The sequence below is a fragment of the Magnetococcales bacterium genome, from assembly GCA_015231925.1.
Classification (GTDB): Bacteria; Pseudomonadota; Magnetococcia; order Magnetococcales; family JADGAQ01; genus JADGAQ01.
In genome coordinates this window covers 1-17,941 of the sequence record JADGAQ010000006.1, presented here as the reverse complement: position 1 = coordinate 17,941, position 17,941 = coordinate 1, and the positions used below count along the sequence as shown (strand labels likewise).

The 17,941-nt window shown below is 56.7% G+C and carries 15 protein-coding genes; 6 read left to right on the top strand and 9 right to left on the bottom strand.

Going from position 1 to position 17,941, the window contains the following annotated elements; all coding sequences use genetic code 11:
* The first annotated feature begins 344 nt into the window (after positions 1-344).
* The 3 genes from HQL56_01565 (at position 345) to HQL56_01555 (ending at position 5,238) form a co-directional block, all read left to right on the top strand.
* Entirely contained in the window at positions 345-1,523 is a 1,179-nt protein-coding gene (locus tag HQL56_01565) for an aminotransferase class V-fold PLP-dependent enzyme (protein MBF0308200.1), read from the top strand.
* A 250-nt stretch (positions 1,524-1,773) separates the two neighbouring features.
* Positions 1,774-3,525 (top strand): tetratricopeptide repeat protein, encoded by a 1,752-nt coding sequence (locus HQL56_01560; protein ID MBF0308199.1) that lies wholly within the window; start codon positions 1,774-1,776, stop codon positions 3,523-3,525.
* Positions 3,526-3,633: 108 nt separating this feature from the next.
* A complete protein-coding gene (locus tag HQL56_01555; GenBank protein MBF0308198.1) occupies positions 3,634-5,238 on the top strand; it encodes a hypothetical protein in 1,605 nt (534 codons plus the stop codon).
* A gap of 47 nt (positions 5,239-5,285) precedes the next feature.
* Here the strand turns inward: HQL56_01555 and HQL56_01550 are convergent, their stop codons facing one another.
* Entirely contained in the window at positions 5,286-5,951 is a 666-nt protein-coding gene (locus HQL56_01550; GenBank protein MBF0308197.1) for a hypothetical protein, read from the bottom strand.
* Between the two features lie 813 nt (positions 5,952-6,764).
* Positions 6,765-7,733 (bottom strand): HAD-IIA family hydrolase, encoded by a 969-nt coding sequence (locus HQL56_01545; protein MBF0308196.1) that lies wholly within the window; start codon positions 7,731-7,733, stop codon positions 6,765-6,767.
* 231 nt (positions 7,734-7,964) lie between these two features.
* Between HQL56_01545 and HQL56_01540 the strand changes: the two genes are divergently transcribed.
* Positions 7,965-8,894 (top strand): LysR family transcriptional regulator, encoded by a 930-nt coding sequence (locus HQL56_01540; protein MBF0308195.1) that lies wholly within the window; start codon positions 7,965-7,967, stop codon positions 8,892-8,894.
* Between the two features lie 258 nt (positions 8,895-9,152).
* On the opposite strand, the gene HQL56_01535 is transcribed toward HQL56_01540, so the two are convergent.
* The 3 genes from HQL56_01535 to petA are packed head-to-tail and all read right to left on the bottom strand — an operon-like array spanning position 9,153 to position 11,770.
* Entirely contained in the window at positions 9,153-9,983 is an 831-nt protein-coding gene (locus HQL56_01535; protein ID MBF0308194.1) for a hypothetical protein, read from the bottom strand.
* 15 nt (positions 9,984-9,998) lie between these two features.
* Positions 9,999-11,192, bottom strand: coding sequence for a cytochrome b/b6 (locus HQL56_01530; protein ID MBF0308193.1), 1,194 nt, complete (start codon positions 11,190-11,192; stop codon positions 9,999-10,001).
* A gap of 47 nt (positions 11,193-11,239) precedes the next feature.
* Positions 11,240-11,770, bottom strand: coding sequence for a ubiquinol-cytochrome c reductase iron-sulfur subunit (gene petA, locus HQL56_01525; protein ID MBF0308192.1), 531 nt, complete (start codon positions 11,768-11,770; stop codon positions 11,240-11,242).
* Positions 11,771-12,014: 244 nt separating this feature from the next.
* On the opposite strand from petA, the gene HQL56_01520 reads away from it, so the two are divergent.
* Positions 12,015-12,500: a tRNA (cytidine(34)-2'-O)-methyltransferase gene (locus tag HQL56_01520; GenBank protein MBF0308191.1), complete on the top strand. Its 486-nt coding sequence runs from the start codon at positions 12,015-12,017 to the stop codon at positions 12,498-12,500.
* 126 nt (positions 12,501-12,626) lie between these two features.
* Here HQL56_01520 and HQL56_01515 read toward each other — a convergent pair whose 3' ends face one another.
* The 3 genes from HQL56_01515 to HQL56_01505 are packed head-to-tail and all read right to left on the bottom strand — an operon-like array spanning position 12,627 to position 14,576.
* The gene (locus HQL56_01515; GenBank protein ID MBF0308190.1) at positions 12,627-13,643 is read right to left on the bottom strand and encodes a DsbA family protein; all 1,017 of its coding nucleotides are present in this window, start codon (positions 13,641-13,643) and stop codon (positions 12,627-12,629) included.
* 36 nt (positions 13,644-13,679) lie between these two features.
* Positions 13,680-14,114 (bottom strand): type II toxin-antitoxin system RatA family toxin, encoded by a 435-nt coding sequence (locus HQL56_01510; GenBank protein ID MBF0308189.1) that lies wholly within the window; start codon positions 14,112-14,114, stop codon positions 13,680-13,682.
* Between the two features lie 33 nt (positions 14,115-14,147).
* Positions 14,148-14,576: a type II toxin-antitoxin system RatA family toxin gene (locus tag HQL56_01505; GenBank protein ID MBF0308188.1), complete on the bottom strand. Its 429-nt coding sequence runs from the start codon at positions 14,574-14,576 to the stop codon at positions 14,148-14,150.
* A gap of 366 nt (positions 14,577-14,942) precedes the next feature.
* Here HQL56_01505 and HQL56_01500 point away from each other — a divergent pair, with 366 nt between their 5' ends.
* Positions 14,943-17,102, top strand: coding sequence for a TonB-dependent receptor (locus HQL56_01500; GenBank protein MBF0308187.1), 2,160 nt, complete (start codon positions 14,943-14,945; stop codon positions 17,100-17,102).
* Positions 17,103-17,542: 440 nt separating this feature from the next.
* On the opposite strand, the gene HQL56_01495 is transcribed toward HQL56_01500, so the two are convergent.
* Positions 17,543-17,770 carry a hypothetical protein gene (locus tag HQL56_01495; protein ID MBF0308186.1) on the bottom strand — a complete coding sequence of 76 codons (228 nt, stop codon included), beginning with the start codon at positions 17,768-17,770 and terminating at the stop codon, positions 17,543-17,545.
* Positions 17,771-17,941: the final 171 nt, after the last annotated feature.

Here is a 17,941-nt window from a genome sequence, read left to right as displayed (position 1 = left end):
GGGAAAGCCGGACGGCCAGTTGCCAATGGAGCTTTGAAGAAACCCGTTACCGCACTATGACCCGACATGAGGCCAAATCACAAGCCCCTGTTGACAGGGCAATGGTATTTGAATCGTTGATCCGGGGGGTAAGGATGGGGAGGATGAGGCCCTCCCCTTGCCCCCTCCGGGCGGGTCGAAGATAGGATAGGGTTTGGAGGTGATGCGGGGTTGGGCAAATCTCCTGTTGGCTTCGACCCGCCACGTCAACACCTCGGGGCGCTGCCCCGAACCCCGCCGGGGGGGGATAATCCCCCCCGGAGCCCCGTAATTTTCAAGTGCAATGGCCCTGTTGAGGAACGACCATGATCGACACCGATGCCCTGCCCCCTCGTCCCGCCACCTTCGGTCGGGCTTTGCGCCCCTGGTGGCTGTTGGATGAGGCGATCACCTTTCTGAATCACGGCTCTTTCGGGGCCTGTCCCCGCTGGGTGCTGGCGCGGCAGCAGGCGATTCGGGAGACCATGGAGCGGCAGCCGGTGCATTTTCTCACCAGGGAACTTCCCGGAGCCTTGCGGGAGGTGGCGGACCGGCTGGGCCGGTTTCTGGGCACCACGGGGGAGCGCATTGTGCTGGTGGACAACGCCACCAGCGGGGTGAACGCCGTTTTGCGGCAGATGCCTTTGCGGGCGGGGGAGGAGATCCTTTTGTCCCGGTTTGCCTACCCCATGGTAAAAAATGCGGCTCGGGTCGTCTGTCAGGCCAATGGGGCGCTATTGGTCGAGGCCAGGGATCCTCTTCCGGTCGGGGAGGCGTCCGCCACGGTCGAGGCCTTTGCCGCCGCCATCACGGGTCGCACCCGGCTGGTGATTCTGGATCATGTGGGTTCGCCGTTGCCGGTGGTCACCCCGGTGCGGGAGATTGCTGCGCTGTGTCGGTCTCGCGGGATAGCGGTATTGGTGGATGGGGCCCATGCGCCGGGCAGTGTGGCCATCGATCTGGAAGAGCTGGGGGTGGACTGGTATACGGGCAACGCCCACAAGTGGCTGTGTGCGCCGAAGGGCAGCGCCTTTTTGTGGATGAACGGGCAGGCGCCGTTTGTTCCCAAGCCGCTGGTGGTTTCGGTGCATGAGGGACAGGGATATCACGCCGAATTCGGCTGGATGGGAACACGGGATCCTTCGGCGTGGCTGGCGATTGGGGCGGCTTTGGATTTTCTGGGTCATCTGGGGTGGCAGGAGGTGTGGAGCTGGCAGCGGGAGTTGGTGCGTCGGGGGGCCGGGATGTTGCAGGAGGCGTGGGGGGTGGAACCGCTGGCGGATGAGGGACGCTGGCGTTCCATGGCCACGGTTGCGTTGCCTGCCGGGGCGCAGGAGAACTCTTTGGCGGCGATTCACGACCGGTTGCTGGAAGAGTACCGGGTGGAGGTTCCCGTGGTGGAGCTGGACGGGGTGAAATGCGTGCGGATTTCTGGGCAGGTATATAACGATCTTGAAGACGTTACCAGGCTTTTAATAGCTGTGAAAAAAGATTATATGAAGTAGAATTTGTCCTTTAACTATTAAAAGGGGTTGGGGGGTCAAGGGGGGAGCTCCGCTGCCCCCCTTGGACGTTGTCTTGTTTTTCAAATCCTTTCCATATGCCAAACCCGCCAGGAATATCCCTGTTTCGTGATGTGAGCCCGGTATAAACACCTGTTTGACATTTTTCGAGCAATCCGGGAAACTCTGAATTCAGGTTTGAGGGGTAGAGCGTGGCAACATTGAGAATGGCATCCGGGAGGAAGGCTTCGCCATGGCGTGGTATCATCGTATAGTCGGTTGGATGCGCGCCAATGTGCTTGTCGCGGAGATCTTTGTAGGAATAATAATCTTTCCAATCCCTTGCCTTTCCGGGAGTCAAAATGATTCAACCCTTGAGAATCATTCGATAACCGCCTCCCCGGACAGCGACATTGTTTCCGGAACCGGCACCGCCACTCCCAGTGGCCCAACGACGGAAGACTTCAACCTGCTTTTAAAGGCCCAAGCAGCCTACTGGGAGAAATTGACTCCGGAGCAGCAGAAGACCATCCGGGAACAACTGAACCATCTGGGTTTGCCGGATGAAGCCATGCGAAGCTTCCTGGCTATTCTGATCGAGAACGACATCCCCGATGAAATATGGCCAAAAAAACTGGCCGAGATTGCCGAACGTCACCAGGATTTATTGGCGCAAATCGAGACGATTCCAGCAGGGGAAAACGCCGAATTGGATGCCTTGAAGCGGGAGGCCGAGGCCGCCATTGCCGCCTTCGACTACTACAGGGCCGAGTCTGTTGTGGTGCGGTCTCTGAATCTCCAGCAGGAGAATCTGCGGAAAATCGCCCGGAGCTTCGCCGCCACCTGGGCCAGCCGGGGCGAAACAGCGCTGGTGCGCCTGAACTATAAAAAGGCTGCAGAACACTTCGCGCAAGCAGCCAAGCAACTTCCAGCCGGGTCGGCCAAAAAGAATATCGCCTATCTGGAACAGTCCGCCGATGCCTGGTTTCGCCAAGGGCATGAATACGGCGAAACCGAGGCCCTACACCGTTCCATTCAGATACGACAGGAGTTGCTGAGCCACATCTCCCCCGAAAAGGAGCCCCTCGATTGGGCGGTTGTGCAAGGCAATCTGGGTGGTGTCCTGGCAACTCTCGGGGAACGGGAACGTGACGCCCATTTCCTTAAACAGGCCGTTTCAGCTTTCAAAGAGGCGCTCAAAGGGTTCACCCGACAGGACACACCACTCGATTGGGCTCAAACGCAAAACCAGTTGGGAATGGTTTGGCAAAATATGGGCGGACTGGAAAGCGGTACTCAATCCCTCAAATTGGCCGTGGACGCTTTCAACGAAGCGCTAAAAGAGAGAAGTCAAGAATCCACCCCTCTCGATTGGGCCGAAACGCAGAACAGCCTGGGAAACGCGCTTGCGGCTCTCGGCGAACGCGAAAACAGCATCACGTTTCTCAAGATGGCCATCAACGCCTTCAACGAAGCCCTTAAAGTGTACACCCAAACAGACACCCCCTTCCAATGGGCCACAACGCTGAACAATCTGGGACTCACTTTACAGGAACTCGGCGAACAGGAAAGCAGTACCAAGTCCCTGGAGCTGGCTGTCAGGACCTTCAACGATGCGCTTAAAGAGTTCACCCAACAGCGGATCCCCCTCAAGTGGGCCATGACGCAATATAATCTGGGAAACGCTCTTACCCACCTCGGCAAGCTCGAAAGCGGAGCCGAATCCCTGAATAGGGCCATCAGTGTCTTCCATGAGGCACTCAAAGAATACCGCCTTGAGCGCGTTCCCTTCGACTGGGCCAAGACGCAAAACAATCTCGGAAACGCATTGTTGGCCCGGTTCAAAAAGGATAAAGCCCCCGACACCTTACGCCAGGCCATCACCCATTACCGAAATGCGCTCGGAGTCTTCGAGGCCTCCAAGGCGGAGTTTTTTATTCAGAGAACAGGAAAAAATCTGCAAGGAGCCGAGGCGCTTCTTGCGCAATGTAAAGTCAGCCCATGATACGGGACTTTATGATACGTTTTATAAGGGCAGAAAAAGCACGTCAAAGGATTAGAACATTTTCTTTTTTTGATAGTTAAAGGATACATATTGAAAGGCAAAATAAACATGATCTACCGTCAGCTCCTCACCATCCTCTTCAGCCTCTTCACCCTCGGCATCTGCCAGGCTGCGGCTACTCCCGTCCCGGACCTGCTGACCCCCGCCGGAAGCCGCCTCCTCCTCGATTCCCGGGATATCCCCTGGGAACAACTCACCCCCGAACAACAAACCACCTTCCACCAGGAAGAAACCCACCTGGGCCTGCCCCATAATACCCTGCCCACCCTCCGAACCCTGCTGCGCGATAGCCAAATCGCCACGAAACACTGGTTCGTCCTGACCCTCGATTTCGCCCAACGCTACCCCATGCACCTGGAACGCATCCAAAACCTCCCGGAAATTCCCACCCTGCGCGAATCGGTCAAAAACGCCCTCACCACCCTCAACTTCCCGGAAGCCGATTCCCTGCTGGCCAACGCCGCAATCACCCTGAAAGACGACCCCGCCAACCTGGCCCCGATCCTGGCCTTCCAGGCCGATCTCGCCAATACCCGCTTCCAATACACCCATGCCGCCTCCCTCTTCCAACAAGCCAGACAACTCCTGCCCGACAAGGAGCATAAACACTACACCCTCTGGCTGAATCGGGAACAATCGGCCTGGAACAATCAAGGCCTGCGACACAACGATCGAAACGCCCTGGAACAAGCCGTCACCCTGCATCGCGAATGGCTCACCCTCAACCCCCGTGAGAAAAACGAGGAAGAGTGGGCCGAAAACCAGGAAGAGCTGGGAGATACCCTCGAAACACTGGGTCTGCTCATAAAAGATGCCGAAACACTGCGACTGGCCCTCACCACCCACAAAGAGGCCCTGCCGATACGAAGCAAAAACCGCACATCCACCGATTGGGCCGCCCATCAAGTCCAACTCGGCGAACTTCTGAAACACTTCGGCATCCTGGAAAACGACCAGGGCTTCGAAACCCTGCAACGCGCCGCTCTGGCCTACAAGGAGGCCCTGAAGATCTATACCAAAGAAAGATATCCCTACTCCTGGGCCCGGACACAACTCCAGTTGGCAGATCTCTATTACTACCTCGGAAACCGAGACTCCGGAACCTATTTCTTTGACCTGGGCACCCAGATCTACCAGCAGCTCCTCGGCGAATACAACCAGGAAAGAGCCCCGTTCCTTTGGGCCGAAATACAAAACGAATTCAGCCAAACCCAGGCCACGCTGGCCAGGCGGAAACACAGCCTCAGCACCCTGCGGAAAGCCATCGCAACCGGCCGGGAAGCCCTCAAGGAGTGGACCCTGAAACGCCTACCGGAAAATTGGGCAAGGGCCCACTACAATCTGGGCCTCGACTTGATCAAACTCGGCCAGGATGCCGAGGAAGCCGAACCCTTGCTGGAAGCCGTAACCACTTATCAAACTCTTCTGGAAATACCGCAAACAATACGTGGCGGTATCACTCAGGTTAAAATTCAACACAAGCTGGGAAGGGCGCTGCTGGAACTCGGTAAACTCAACCACGACAAAGCAAGCCTCGAAAAAGCCGTCAACGTCCTTGAAACCGCCATGCCCCAATGTGAGGAGAATAACGATCTCCACGAGGAGTGCGTGGAATTCTTGCAGAAAGCCAAAACCCTCCTGCAATCGCCATAACGAAAAATGCCCGAGGGGTTTCCCCCCTCGGGATCTCTCTTGCCAAATCAGCTCAGGCAGAATGGCATCTCGTCATCCAGCAGATCATCCAGAGCCTTTTCCACCACACCGGAAAGAGAGTTCTTGATGTACTTGCCGAAAAGATCGTCGATTGCGTCGACCAACGGAGCCAGGAACTCATTGAAGACCCCGAGACCGTCGATGTGAACATCCACGTCGCTGTAGTTCAAACTCAGGTCGTCGAGAACCACCTTGGTCAGACAACCGGTGCCGGTCAAATCCGCAGCGAAGGTGGCGGTGCCGGTACCGGTCACCCCTTTCGCGCTTACCGTACCGGAAATGCTCTCACTGTCTGAAATCCCCCCGCACCCCGCCTTGATCTTGCCCGAAACCTTCGCCGACAACGTGGTGCCATCGGACACGGCATACGACAATGTCCCGGTCACGTTGGACAGGTTATCGCTCGAAGCCACGGTCAACAACGTCAGGCTGTTGACAACCATGCCCGAAAGCCCGGTCATGTTGGTGATCGAGTAGGAGGCCTTCGCGGAGGCTTTGCATATGCCCAGGTTTATCTTTCCCAGGGTGTCCGAACCGGATACCACGGTTGCCAGGGGGTCGAGCCCTTCCGTTTTGATGATCGTTGGCAGCGCCAGGTTGATAGCGGGCAACAATTTTTGCAGCAAGGAATTCAACGTATCGGTTACACTCATGATCATTCCCCCTATATGGTTCATTTGATGACGGTTACGGTCTTGGATCCTAATTTATACCGGTGACTATCATCTGACAACCGCTCTTAATTTTTTTCTGATAAGTTCGCCGAAATCGGAGAGTTTGACTTTAAACAATTTATTATGGGCATCTTATGAAAGTCCTTTTTATATTTTATGCAGCGAATCGATACGGTTAAAAGCGATGTATTGTTTTCCGAGAGTTGTTTATAGCTTTTTATATACTGTTGCCCGGTTTACCACCTCAGCCAAACCAGGAACAGCGGATCCCGTTACCGTTAAATCAACCGACTGAACAACGAGCATACCCGCCGTCTTCACAATCCTGAAACGGGTAGAGGACAAACTGAGATGCCAAAATACCATGGAACTTCGGAGGGACCAGCGACACACAAACAGTAAAGTAAGCAGTTGTAAAACGGTAAGGAAATAGGAGCGGGCCATTTACGTATAGAAAGAATTTAAAGCCAAATGATAGAACGTTTTCTTTTTTTGATACTTAAAAGATATACCGCGTCTACTTTGGAATGCGTAGTTTTTCTGTAACTATTCAGGATCCCGCGCAGCGCGATATGACGAAGTCAACGGCGAAAGGAAAAGTCCCAGGGGTGCCCCCTGGACCCCATGGGATTGAACGTCAACAACAAAAAGAAGAGTCCCAGGGCGCTGCCCTGGACCCGTCGGGGTGGATAATCCCCCCCCCGAACCCCCGTTTATCTGAATAGTTACGATTCGGCAATAGTTCAGCAAGCAGGGGTTCCGCAGGGATGATCCCCCATATTGCGAAACAGATCATTCGCAAGCGATAGAGTTCATAATATAGTCTGGATGGATGCCCCGTCTCCGGCAGCGCGCTTCAATCGGTTCGGAACACCCCGCCAAGGAGCCGGAAAGCACCAGACAGGTTGCCATGCCCGCTACAAGGCCACCCAGAATATCTGTTTCCAGCGTATCCCCCACCATCAGACAACGCGAAGGCTCCACACCCGGAAACTTCCGCAACGCCAGTTCGAAGATCGCCGGAAAGGGTTTGCCCAAACCGATACGCTCCACTTTATGCCATCGCGCCCACTCAGCCGCCGTATACCCCGCCACCGGATCCAGCCCCCCGTCGGCCAAAGGAGCCACCATGTCGGGATTGGCCAGCACCACCGGAAAATCCTCCCCTTTGCTCTGCAGCAATACCTCCACCTCCCGCTGCTGCGGCCCGCCGTAATAGTCCCGGTTGCTGCAACACAAGATCCATTCCGCATCCATCAGCGACCAGCGCCCCGAGGTCGGATGGTTGACCTGCAACCGTTGCGCCTCGGGCCCATAGGCCTCCCGACTCTCCTCGGTACCCACCAGATAATAAGGCCGCCCATACAACCACGATGTGGGCCACCATTGCGCTACAACCATGCCGGAGGTCACCAGCTCCTCGGCCTCGACCTCCAAACCCAGGCGCCGCATTTTGGCCAACAGCTTTTCCGGTGACTGGGAGGCATTGTTGGATACCACACGAAACGGGCAGCCCGCCGTTCGCAAAGCCCGCAACGTGGCCCCCACCCCCGGAATGGCCTCACTGCCGCGATTCAATACCCCGTAGGCATCCAGCAATACCAGATCATAGCCTTCCGCCAGGCGGATAAAATCCTCCCGGTGCTGCATCCCCCCCCTGGTCAGGCGATCACTTCTCCCCGCCTCCACCAGTTCCGGGCGATAGCTGTCATACATCAACTCCAGCAGAGACAGATCCGTGAGGGGCGGCTTGGCGGACATCGACTTTCACCTCTTCGACTTTTTTATATCTCTGAATAAGGAATCTCTTGTCTATCACGAAAACATATTGTAAAAATCCATGTATGGGCATAAAAATTCTTAAGATGGAAAGGGAGAGCCCGCAGGATGGCACTGCGGCAACCGGAAAACAACTGCCCAATAATCGGGCAGTCTACTGCGCCAGCCGATGATTGGCAAATCTTAAGCACGTGATGTCAAGGGGGTGATGCAATGAGCTTTTCGGACACCAGGTTACGGGTTTTTTATGCCGTGGCCAAACATCTTTCTTTTACCCGGGCCGCTGAAGAACTCTATTTGACCCAGCCCGCCGTAACGTTTCAGATCCGACAGTTGGAGGAACATTTCAACACCCGGTTGTTTGACCGCCACCACAACCGAATCTCCCTGACGGATGCGGGACAGGTGGTTTTCACCTATGCCGAACGCATTCTGGAGCTTTACCGCGAAACGGAAAAAGCCATCAATGAGATGACCGGGGTCACGAAAGGCGTGGTCAAACTGGGGGCTTCGACGACGATCGGCGAATATTTGATGCCGAAGATTTTATCAATTTACCATTCTCAATTTCCCAGCGTGCAGATTCGGCTGACCATCCACAACACCCGCCTTGTCATTCGCAAGCTCGAAGACGCCACCATCGACGTGGGTCTGGTGGAAGGGCCGGTGCGCAACAAGAACGTCACCATCTCGCCCTGCACCGAAGACGAACTGGTGGTCATTATGCCGCGCAACCATCCTCTTGCCGAGTATGAAGAACTCACCATCGCCCATATGCGGGAGTATCCCTTTGTCTCCCGTGAAGAAGGCTCCGGAACCCGGGCTGTTATCACCGAATTTCTGGGTAAGGCCGGCTTGCCTTATGAACAGCTCAACGTGGTGCTGGAACTCGGCTCGACCGAGTCCATCAAGGGGGCGGTGGAAGGTGGTGTGGGTATCAGCATCGTCTCCATGGCCTCTTTGCAGAAAGAACTCGCCCTGACCAGTCTGGTGGTAAAGCGGGTCAAGGGTGTCGCCATGAAACGGCGCATCAATTTCGTCTACCAAAAGCAGAAGTTCCGCACCAAAGCCGTGGAGGAGTTTCTCCATTTCGCCAAGGAACAATGCCAGCGGCTTGGGGGCGAGATGGTGCTGAAAAAATAGGGGAAGCACAGGGTTCCGGGGGGGATTCCCCCCGGATGGAGCAGAAGTTTTTGGACTTTTAATATTTTTTCTTTTAAGTATCAAAAAAAGAAAATGTTCTATCCTTTGACTTTATTGTTATTGTCTATTCAATAATATCTTGAAAAGATTTTGAGAAAAGTCAAAGGATAGAACATTTTCTTTTTTTGATACTTAAAGGATACATATTAAAAGGCAAAAAAAGGGGGCGCGGTATTTCAACCGCGCCCCCTTTACCACTCAGTGATGCACTTTGGCCCAAACGCGCCGCTTCACCGCATACAACATGGCCGTGAAAACCACCAGATACAGCATCACGTTAATGCCTGCCGACTTGCGCTCCTCCATGGTCGGCTCCGCCGCCCAGGCCAGGAAAGTCACCGCATCACGCGCCAACTGCTTCTGAGAATTTTCCGTACCGTCCACATACTCCACCGCCCCACTGGCCAACGGCATGGGCATGGCGAAGAAATGGCCGGGGAAGTACTTGTTGAAATTGTCCCCGTTCTGAATGCGCGTCAACACCTCCCGCATCTTGTCGGGATGGGAGGCATCCAACTGCAAGGTGGCCGCCAGCTCCTTGATCTCCGTGTCCGAGAGATTATTGTCCGCCAGCGCCTTGTCCACCAGCGCCTTCTCCTGCTCGGTGACATAGCCGGTCAGGAGGCCGAAGGTGTAGTTTTCATACCCCTTGCGCGCCTTGGTGATCAGCGAAAGATCCGGGGGCACCACGCCAAACGACTCCTTGGCACTCTCCGGATCCATGCTGGATTTCATGGAATCGTTCTTGGACTTGCCCACGAATTCCGCCAGCTGAATGACCTCGTTCTCGTTGAGGCCAATCTTGCGCAACTGGTCGAACTTGATGTACTTGACCCCGTGACAACCCAGGCAGACCTGAACCACCACCTGGGCGCCACGCTTGAGCGCCCCTTGGTCGAACTTGCCAAAGATACCCTGAAAACCCCAATTTTCGTTGGGCAAGACAGCACCACCGGAAGAAGCGGTCCCGACCTGGGGCAACAGGGCCAAAAGCAGGGCCGCGGTTTTTACAGTCTTCATGAAGCCCATGGTTTTCGCCTCCTCCTACAGACACTTGGGTGGGGTGAGTGGTTTCTCGATGTCGAAGGCGGTAATAAACCAGATCAGGAAGAAGTAGGAGAAGTAGACCGCCGTGGCAAAACGCCCCACATAGACGATGGGCATGCCACCGAGGACCGTGGCATCCGCCGGATTGTACCCCACCCAACCCAGGACGATGGAGTCCACGACAAAGATCCAGAAAATCCGCTTGCTGATGGGCCGGTAACGGAACGAACGCACCGGGGAACGATCCAGGAAAGGCAGCACGAAGAGAATGGCAATGGCCGCCACCATGGCCAGGACACCAACCAGCTTGCTGTAGGAACCCAGAAAGTCGATGGAACGCAGAATGGCGTAGAAGGGCAGGAAATACCATTCCGGAACGATGTGAGCCGGGGTCTGCATCGGATTGGCCATGATGTAGTTGTCCGGCTCCAGAAACGCATTCGGGAAGTAGAAGACGAAGGCGCAGAAGAAGATCAGGAAGACGCCCACCCCGTAGAGATCCTTGATGGTGAAATAGGGATGGAAGGGGATGGTGTCCTTGTGCTCCAGATCGATACCGTCGGGATTGTTGGAATGAACGGCATGCAGGGCCCAGAGGTGAACGAAAACCAGGCCGAAGATGACGAAGGGCAGCAGGAAATGCAGGGAGAAGAAGCGGTTCAGGGTGGGATCACCCACGGAGAACCCGCCCCAGACCCAGATGACCAGATCCTCGCCGATCACCGGAACGGCGCTGACCAGATTGGTGATCACCGCAGCTCCCCAGTAGGACATCTGACCCCAGGGCAGCACATAACCCATGAACGCCGTGCCCATGAGCAGGAAGAAGATGATCACGCCGAACCACCAGAGAATCTCCCGGGGAGCCCGATAGGAGCCGTAGTACAACCCCCGGAGAATGTGGATGTAAACGGCGATGAAGAAGAAGGTGGCGCCGTTGGCGTGCATGTAGCGCAGGAGCCAACCCCAGTTGACATCCCGCATGATGTGTTCCACGGAGTCGAAAGCCAGGGCGGCGTCCGGCTTGTAGTGCATGGCCAGAAAAATACCGGTGGCCAACTGGATGACCAGAACGAAGAGAGCCAACGATCCGAAGTTCCACCAATAGTTGAGGTTCTTCGGAGTCGGATATTCCGTAGCCTGGCTTTTGATGAGTTCGGTTACGGGGAGACGTGCGTCCACCCACTCCATAATACCTTTGAACACGTATGACCTCCTAGGCGTGACGAGAATCTCGATTAGGCCATCTTTTTGCCGATGACAAGGGTCTTGGCGTCCTTGAATTCGTGATGGGGTACCGGCAGATTGCTCGGCGCCGGTCCTTTGCGAATGCGACCCGAGGTATCGTAGTGGGAACCGTGGCAAGGGCACAGGAATCCACCGAAATCGCCGGTACCGATCGGTTGGGGCACACAGCCCAGATGGGTGCAGATGGCCAGAACCACCAGCCACTCCGGATTCTTGGCGCGCTCGTCGTCCTTTTCGGGTTGCCGCATGGAGGTGTCGCTGTCATCCTTGCGGGCGGCGGCAATCTGAGCCTCGGTGCGGTGCAGAATGAAGACGGGTTTGCCTTGCCAGGGCACGGTGATCATCTGGCCTTTCTCGATGGATCCCAGATTGACTTCGGTCGTGGCCTGGGCCAAAACGTCGGCGGAAGGGCTCCAGGAGCGGATGAAAGGCCAGGCCGCCCCGACCACGCCAGCAGCACCAACGGCACCGGTGGCCAGAATAAGGAAATCGCGACGGTTCTCTTCCTGCTCGATGACCATGAGCTCTTTCGACCTCCCCGGGAGTAAGGAAATGGTGGCAACCTTCTGAGTGACGGAAACGGAAAAACCGGAAATGTGCGTCGGCAAATATTCCAGAGTGTGATGGCCTCGTCAACCTACAATTGCATCAGGAGGATGTTAAAGCCTCTTTTTTGGATGTACATTGATCCGGATCAGAAAAAATGCTGAATGCACATATGGAGATCTTGCCTTGATCAGCCTGGAAGCCCCTTCGGGAACCGGAATGCATGTGATTCTCCTCGCCCCGGAAATACCCGCCAATACCGGAAACATTCAACGACTGTGCGCCGCCACCGCTTCGGTGCTGCATCTGGTGGGGCCGCTGGGCTTTAGACTGGACCACGCCGGGGTGAAACGAGCCGGAATGGACTACCGGGACTGGAGCGAGGTGCGCCGCTATCGGGACTGGGATCACTACCTCCAGGGAAATCCCTTTCCCGAAAACACCTATGCCCTCTCCACCCGTGGCGCCCTGCCCCCCTCGGCATGTCGGTTCGCGGCGGGAGACCGCCTGCTTTTCGGCGCCGAAAGCCGGGGCTTGCCGGAAGAACTCCTGACCCAACTCCTCCCCCGGGTGGTGCGCATTCCCATGACCCCGCGGGCCCGCAGCCTCAACCTGGCCAACAGCGTGGCCATCGTCCTCTATGAAGCCTTGCGTCAGTTGGACTACCCCGGCCTCTCCCCGACAGACAATTCGGTGATGCCGTGAGCCGGTCAGGCGGAAGAGCGCCACATACAGGGCCGGCGCTCAGAAAGAATCGGAAAGTTCCCGCCTGTTCAGGTAAAGGGGTTCCGGGAGGGATATCCACCCCGGAACCCGGTTTATCGGTCTGAACTACTTTTTCAACTCCTGGTCGATCAGTGCCTGAAACTCCGCCAACGGCTTGGCTCCCATCACCATGAGACCATTGATGAAAAAGGTCGGGGTTCCCGTCACGCCCAGGCGGCTGCCCTCCTCAAAATCCCCGGAAATCCGCGGCACCTGTTTGTTGCCGGCCATGCAGGCGTTGAACTTGTCCGCATCCAGCTTGAGCTTGCCGGCGATCTCCCCGTAGAGCTTGGCGCCCAAAGCCTCCTGCTGCGCGAACAAGGCATCGTGATACTCCCAGAAGCGACCCTGTTCGTGGGCGCACATGGAGGCCTCTGCCGCCTCTGCGGCCTGGTCGTGCCCAGGCACCGGATAGTGGCGGAACACCACCCGCACCTGATCGGGCGAATACTTCTTGGCCAGATCCTGCAACAGTTGTTGCCCCTTCTTGCAGTAGGGACACTGGAAATCGGAAAACTCCACGATGGTCACCGGGGCCTTGACGTTGCCACGGGAAGGCTCCATGGGACCGTTCACCGCCACCCGGGGTGGCGTCGGAGCCTGCAACAACACTTCCACCTTGTGCTTCTTGACCAACTCACCCATGAACTGGGTGAAGGCCTCGTCCTGAGCCTCCTCCTCCATTTGCTGACGCACGTAGCTCTTCTCCTGGGCCGGATCGCCGGAAGGAGGCGCCTCTCCGCGATTGGCCTTCAGGAAGGTTTCCACCTCTTCATCGGTGATCTTGCGGATGCGTTTCTCCATCTCGCTTTTCAGGAACTGATCCGATGTCATCCCTTTGGCCTTGGCTTCCAGGTCCAGCAGGTGATCGGCCAGCTTCTGCTGCAGCAGACGCATGCGCAACATGTAACGCTTGCGATCCAGATCGTAATATTTCCCGACAAGCTCCTTGTCCAGACTCTCCACCGTCAGGGACCAGGAACCCACCTTGACCGCCGTTTCCGCCGCCCAGGCCGAAGGGCCCGCCACGATCCCCGCCGTTACCGTCAACCCCAGAAGGAGTCGGCGCACATTGAATTCCATCAGGATAATCCTCTTCTCCAGGGGTGAACCGATCCCTTACGACCGGTTGTAAAGGGCGTGCGCCCTTTGCCGAAAGGCCTCCACCATCTGCTTGGAAGCCGCCGAGAATACAGGCCCGAGGGTCATTTCCAGAATGGGGTTGCGAAACTGAAAGTCGATGTAAAAATCGATGCGCGTGCCTTCATCCAGCGGCGTGAAGCGCCATTGGCTCTCCAGAGCGCGAAACGGCCCCGATTTCAGCCGGATGGTCACCTCCCGACCCGGAATCACCGTATCCACCGTTTGAAAGGTCTCCCGCAGCCCCTTGAAAGCGATGGTCATCTCCGCGATGAACTGCTGCGGTGTCTCGTCAAACTTGCGCGCCTTGACGCACCAGGGCAAAAACTGGGAGTAACTCGCCATGTCGACCACCAGATCATACATCTGTTCCGGGGTGAACGGCACGGTTTCACTGGCTTCTCTTCTCGGCATCCTCTCCTCCCAAACGCCTCCCTGATTCCAAATTCAACCGTACAGCGCCATGGCCCTGGTGCGAAAAGCCGACACCATCTGCTTGGCCGCCTGGTTGAAAAACGGCCCCAGCGTCATCTCCATCAGGCGACTGCGAAATTTGAAGTCGATGTAAAAGTCGATCTGGGTGCCATTGGGCTTGGCGGTGAAATGCCAGGCGCTCTCCAGATGCTCGAACGGTCCCGAAACCAGGGTAATCGTCACCTTCTCCCCCGGAATCAGGCGGTCCAGGGTACGAAACTTCTCCCGCACCCCTTTGAAGTTTACCGACATCTCCGCCACGAACTGGCTCGTTTCAACCTCGGTCTTGCGTCCCTTGGAACACCAGACCAGGAATTCCGGGTATCGCTCCACATCAACCACCAGATCGAACATCTGCTGCGGCGAAAACGGCACCATCTCGCTGATGCGAATGCTGGGCATGGCAGCAATCAATCCTCCGGGACAAAAGGGTGACGACTCGAATCGGCAAACCAAGGCTCCTGGCGGGAGACGGTAGCGGGTTCCCCTTTGCTCGGCAAGCCTTTTGATGCATGCCGGGTGGAATCCCTCGACTTCACCTCTCCGACCTCTCGGTTTTCCTCTCCTCCCCCACAATGTGTCATATGCCACAACAAACAGGTCAAATGACACAATACTACCAATTGTTTGTGGTGAATTGATAATACATCTACCTGTTTTATTTAATTAGTTGTATATGGCCCCTCGTTTGCGATGACAGCCCATCCAGTCCATCCCGCAATCCCGCGTGGATCGGCATCCTCCCCCTCAACCCGCATAAGGTGCCCTATGTCCGGATTCAAACCTCACCGCCTCCTGGGTCTTCTCCTCCTGCCCCTGCAGGCCGGAACGGTATTCCCTGCCGGTCCGGCGGACGCCGGAGAGGCGGGAACCACCCGTCTGCCGGAAGTCACCGTCTCCGCCCCGCGTGAATCCGCTGTCCGCGAGGAAGAACCCCTCGTGGCCAAACGCACCGAAACCAACGACACCGCGCAACTGCTCAAAACGCATCCCGGAGTCAATCTGGCCACGGGAGGCGGGGTTTCCAGCCTGCCGATCATCCACGGTCTCGGGGATGACCGCCTTGCCGTCACCCTCGACGGCATGCCCATCACCTCCGCCTGCGCCAATCACATGAATCCCCCCCTCTCCTACGTCGATCCGGCGCAAGTGGGAGGCATCAACGTCATGGCGGGCATCGCCCCGGTCAGTGCCGGCGGGGACAACATCGGCGGGGCCATCGCCATCACCTCTCCGGCCCCGGTTTTCGCCCCCGCCGGCTCGGAGAGCCGGGCCAGTGGCCGCATCGCCACCCACTACCGCAGCAACAACAACAGCCTGGGCGGCTCCTTCGACACCACCCTGGCCGGGCGGAACACAAGCTTTGCCTACAGCGGCGCCGCCGATCACGCCCAGGATTACACGGACGGCCACGGAGACCGTGTCCGGGCCTCCCTTTATGAAACCCAGAACCACAGCATCACCCTGGCAGGCCGGGGGGACAAGCAGGAGGCCACGGTCAAAATCGGCATGCAGTTCATCCCCTATCAGGGGTTCCCCAATCAGCGCATGGACATGACCGAAAATCAGGGCCTCTTCCTCAATACCGGTTACAAAGGCTCCTTCGGCTGGGGTGAACTCGATAGCAAAATCTACTGGCAGGACACCCGCCATGAGATGAATTTCATCTCTTCCGAAAAAAGCGGCAATATGCCGATGAAGACCCACGGGGTCGATCTGGGATACGATGTGAAAGGTGAAATCCAGCTTTCCGCGAACCATGCCCTCAAGGTGGGTCACGATTTCCACCGCTTCACCCTGGACGACTGGTGGCCTCCCATTTCGGCCACTCCCAACGGGGGCATGAGTCCGGATACCTTCTGGAACATCAACAACGGGCAGCGGGACCGTTTCGGTCTGTTCGGCGAATGGCAGGCCCAATGGCAGCCGGAATGGACCACCCTTCTGGGCCTTCGCGGGGATAGGGTGCGCATGGATACCGATCCGGTTCAGGGCTACTCCCGGCTGAACACGGCGGCGGTGCGTTACGCCACCGATGCCGACGCCTTCAATGCCCGGGACCGCAGTCGCACCGACACCAATGTCGACCTCACCGCCACCGTGCGTTATGAGCCCAGCCCCAACGCCACCTATGAAGGCGGCTACGCCCGCAAGACCCGTTCTCCCAATCTTTACGAACGCTACGCCTGGTCGGCGGGCACCATGGCCAGCAACATGGTCAACTGGCTGGGGGATGTCAACGGCTATGTGGGCAATCCCGATCTCGAACCGGAAGTGGCTCATACCCTCAGCGCCACCGCCCGTTGGCAGGAGGGTGCCAAAAAGAGCTGGGGGGTTGAAATCACCCCCTATTACACCTACGTCCACGACTACATCAATGTGGACCGGGGCCCCAACACCTCCGCCCGCACTCCCGTCAATTCGGTGCAGTTGATGTTCGCCAACCACGATGCCGAGATGTATGGTTTCGACCTGAGCGGCCATACCCATCTGTGGAGCAATGATCGTTTCGGCGAGGGGCAGATCAAGGGGGTTGTGGGCTGGGTGCGTGGCAAAACGCTGGATAGCGGAGACAATCTCTATCACATGATGCCTCTCAACGGCACCGTCACCCTGGAACAGCGGCTCAACGCCTGGGATAACGCCATGGCCGTGCAACTGGTGGACAAAAAGTCCAATGTCGATGCCCTGCGCCAGGAGCCGACCACCCCCGCTTACGCATTGGTGGATCTGCGCAGCTCCTACAAATGGGATAACGGCTGGAGGCTGGATCTCGGCATCACCAATCTGTTGGACAAGTACTACGCCGACCCTCTGGGTGGGGTGGATTACGGGGATTGGAAGGCCCTCAACAACACCACCGTTCCGGTTTGGGCTCTTCCCGGACAGGGGCGGTCCTTCAATATCGGGCTGACCACCACCTTCTGATCGGGGATTCAGGGGGGGATTACCCCCCCTTTTGCTTTTGTATCTATTCAGGTATACGGGGGTTCGGGGGGGATTATCCCCCCCGACGGGTCCAGGGCAGCGCCCTGGGACTCTTCCTTTCGCCGTTGACCTCCAACCCCATGGGGTCCAGGGGGCACCCCTGGGACTTTTCCTTTCTCTTTTGATTCGGTCACGCTGCGCTGGTCAGGGGGCTGAATAGTTACAATCTTTTAAAAAAGTAAAAAAAGAACGTGTTCTGTCCGTTGACTTTTTCATTGACCATTCGTTCCGCTCGCTCTGACCGATTATCTTAATTGAAAAGATAAAATCAACGTCAAAGGATAGAACATTTCCTTTTTTTGATACTTAAAAGATAAAATATTAAAAGTCAAAAAATTTAAAATATATTCCCGACTGGCAGCGGGCGTTTTGCAATTCCCTCACTTTAAAGGCAAAACAGTAAACAGCAGGTGCTTCAGCAGAATCCGATAAATACGTGCCGAATCCCGCAAGGGACGAAAACGCGAAACCGCATTCACCGGATGGTAAATCGTGGCAATCCCAACCTCCCGGATCACCAACCCCCGTTGCCGACACGCCAGCAACATCTGCAATTCAAACTCGTAACGCTCCCCCGACAACCCCACCATCCAGGGAATCCACGCCATCGGTATGCCCCGCAAACCCGTCTGCGTATCCCCCAACGTCAACCCCCCGAACCGCCCCATGATCCATCGCGTCAAGCGATTGCCCAAGCGACTGCGCCAGGGAACCACCCCGTCAAAACGGCGAAAGGAAGAGTCCCAGGGCGCTGCCCTGGACCCGTCGGGGGGGATAAT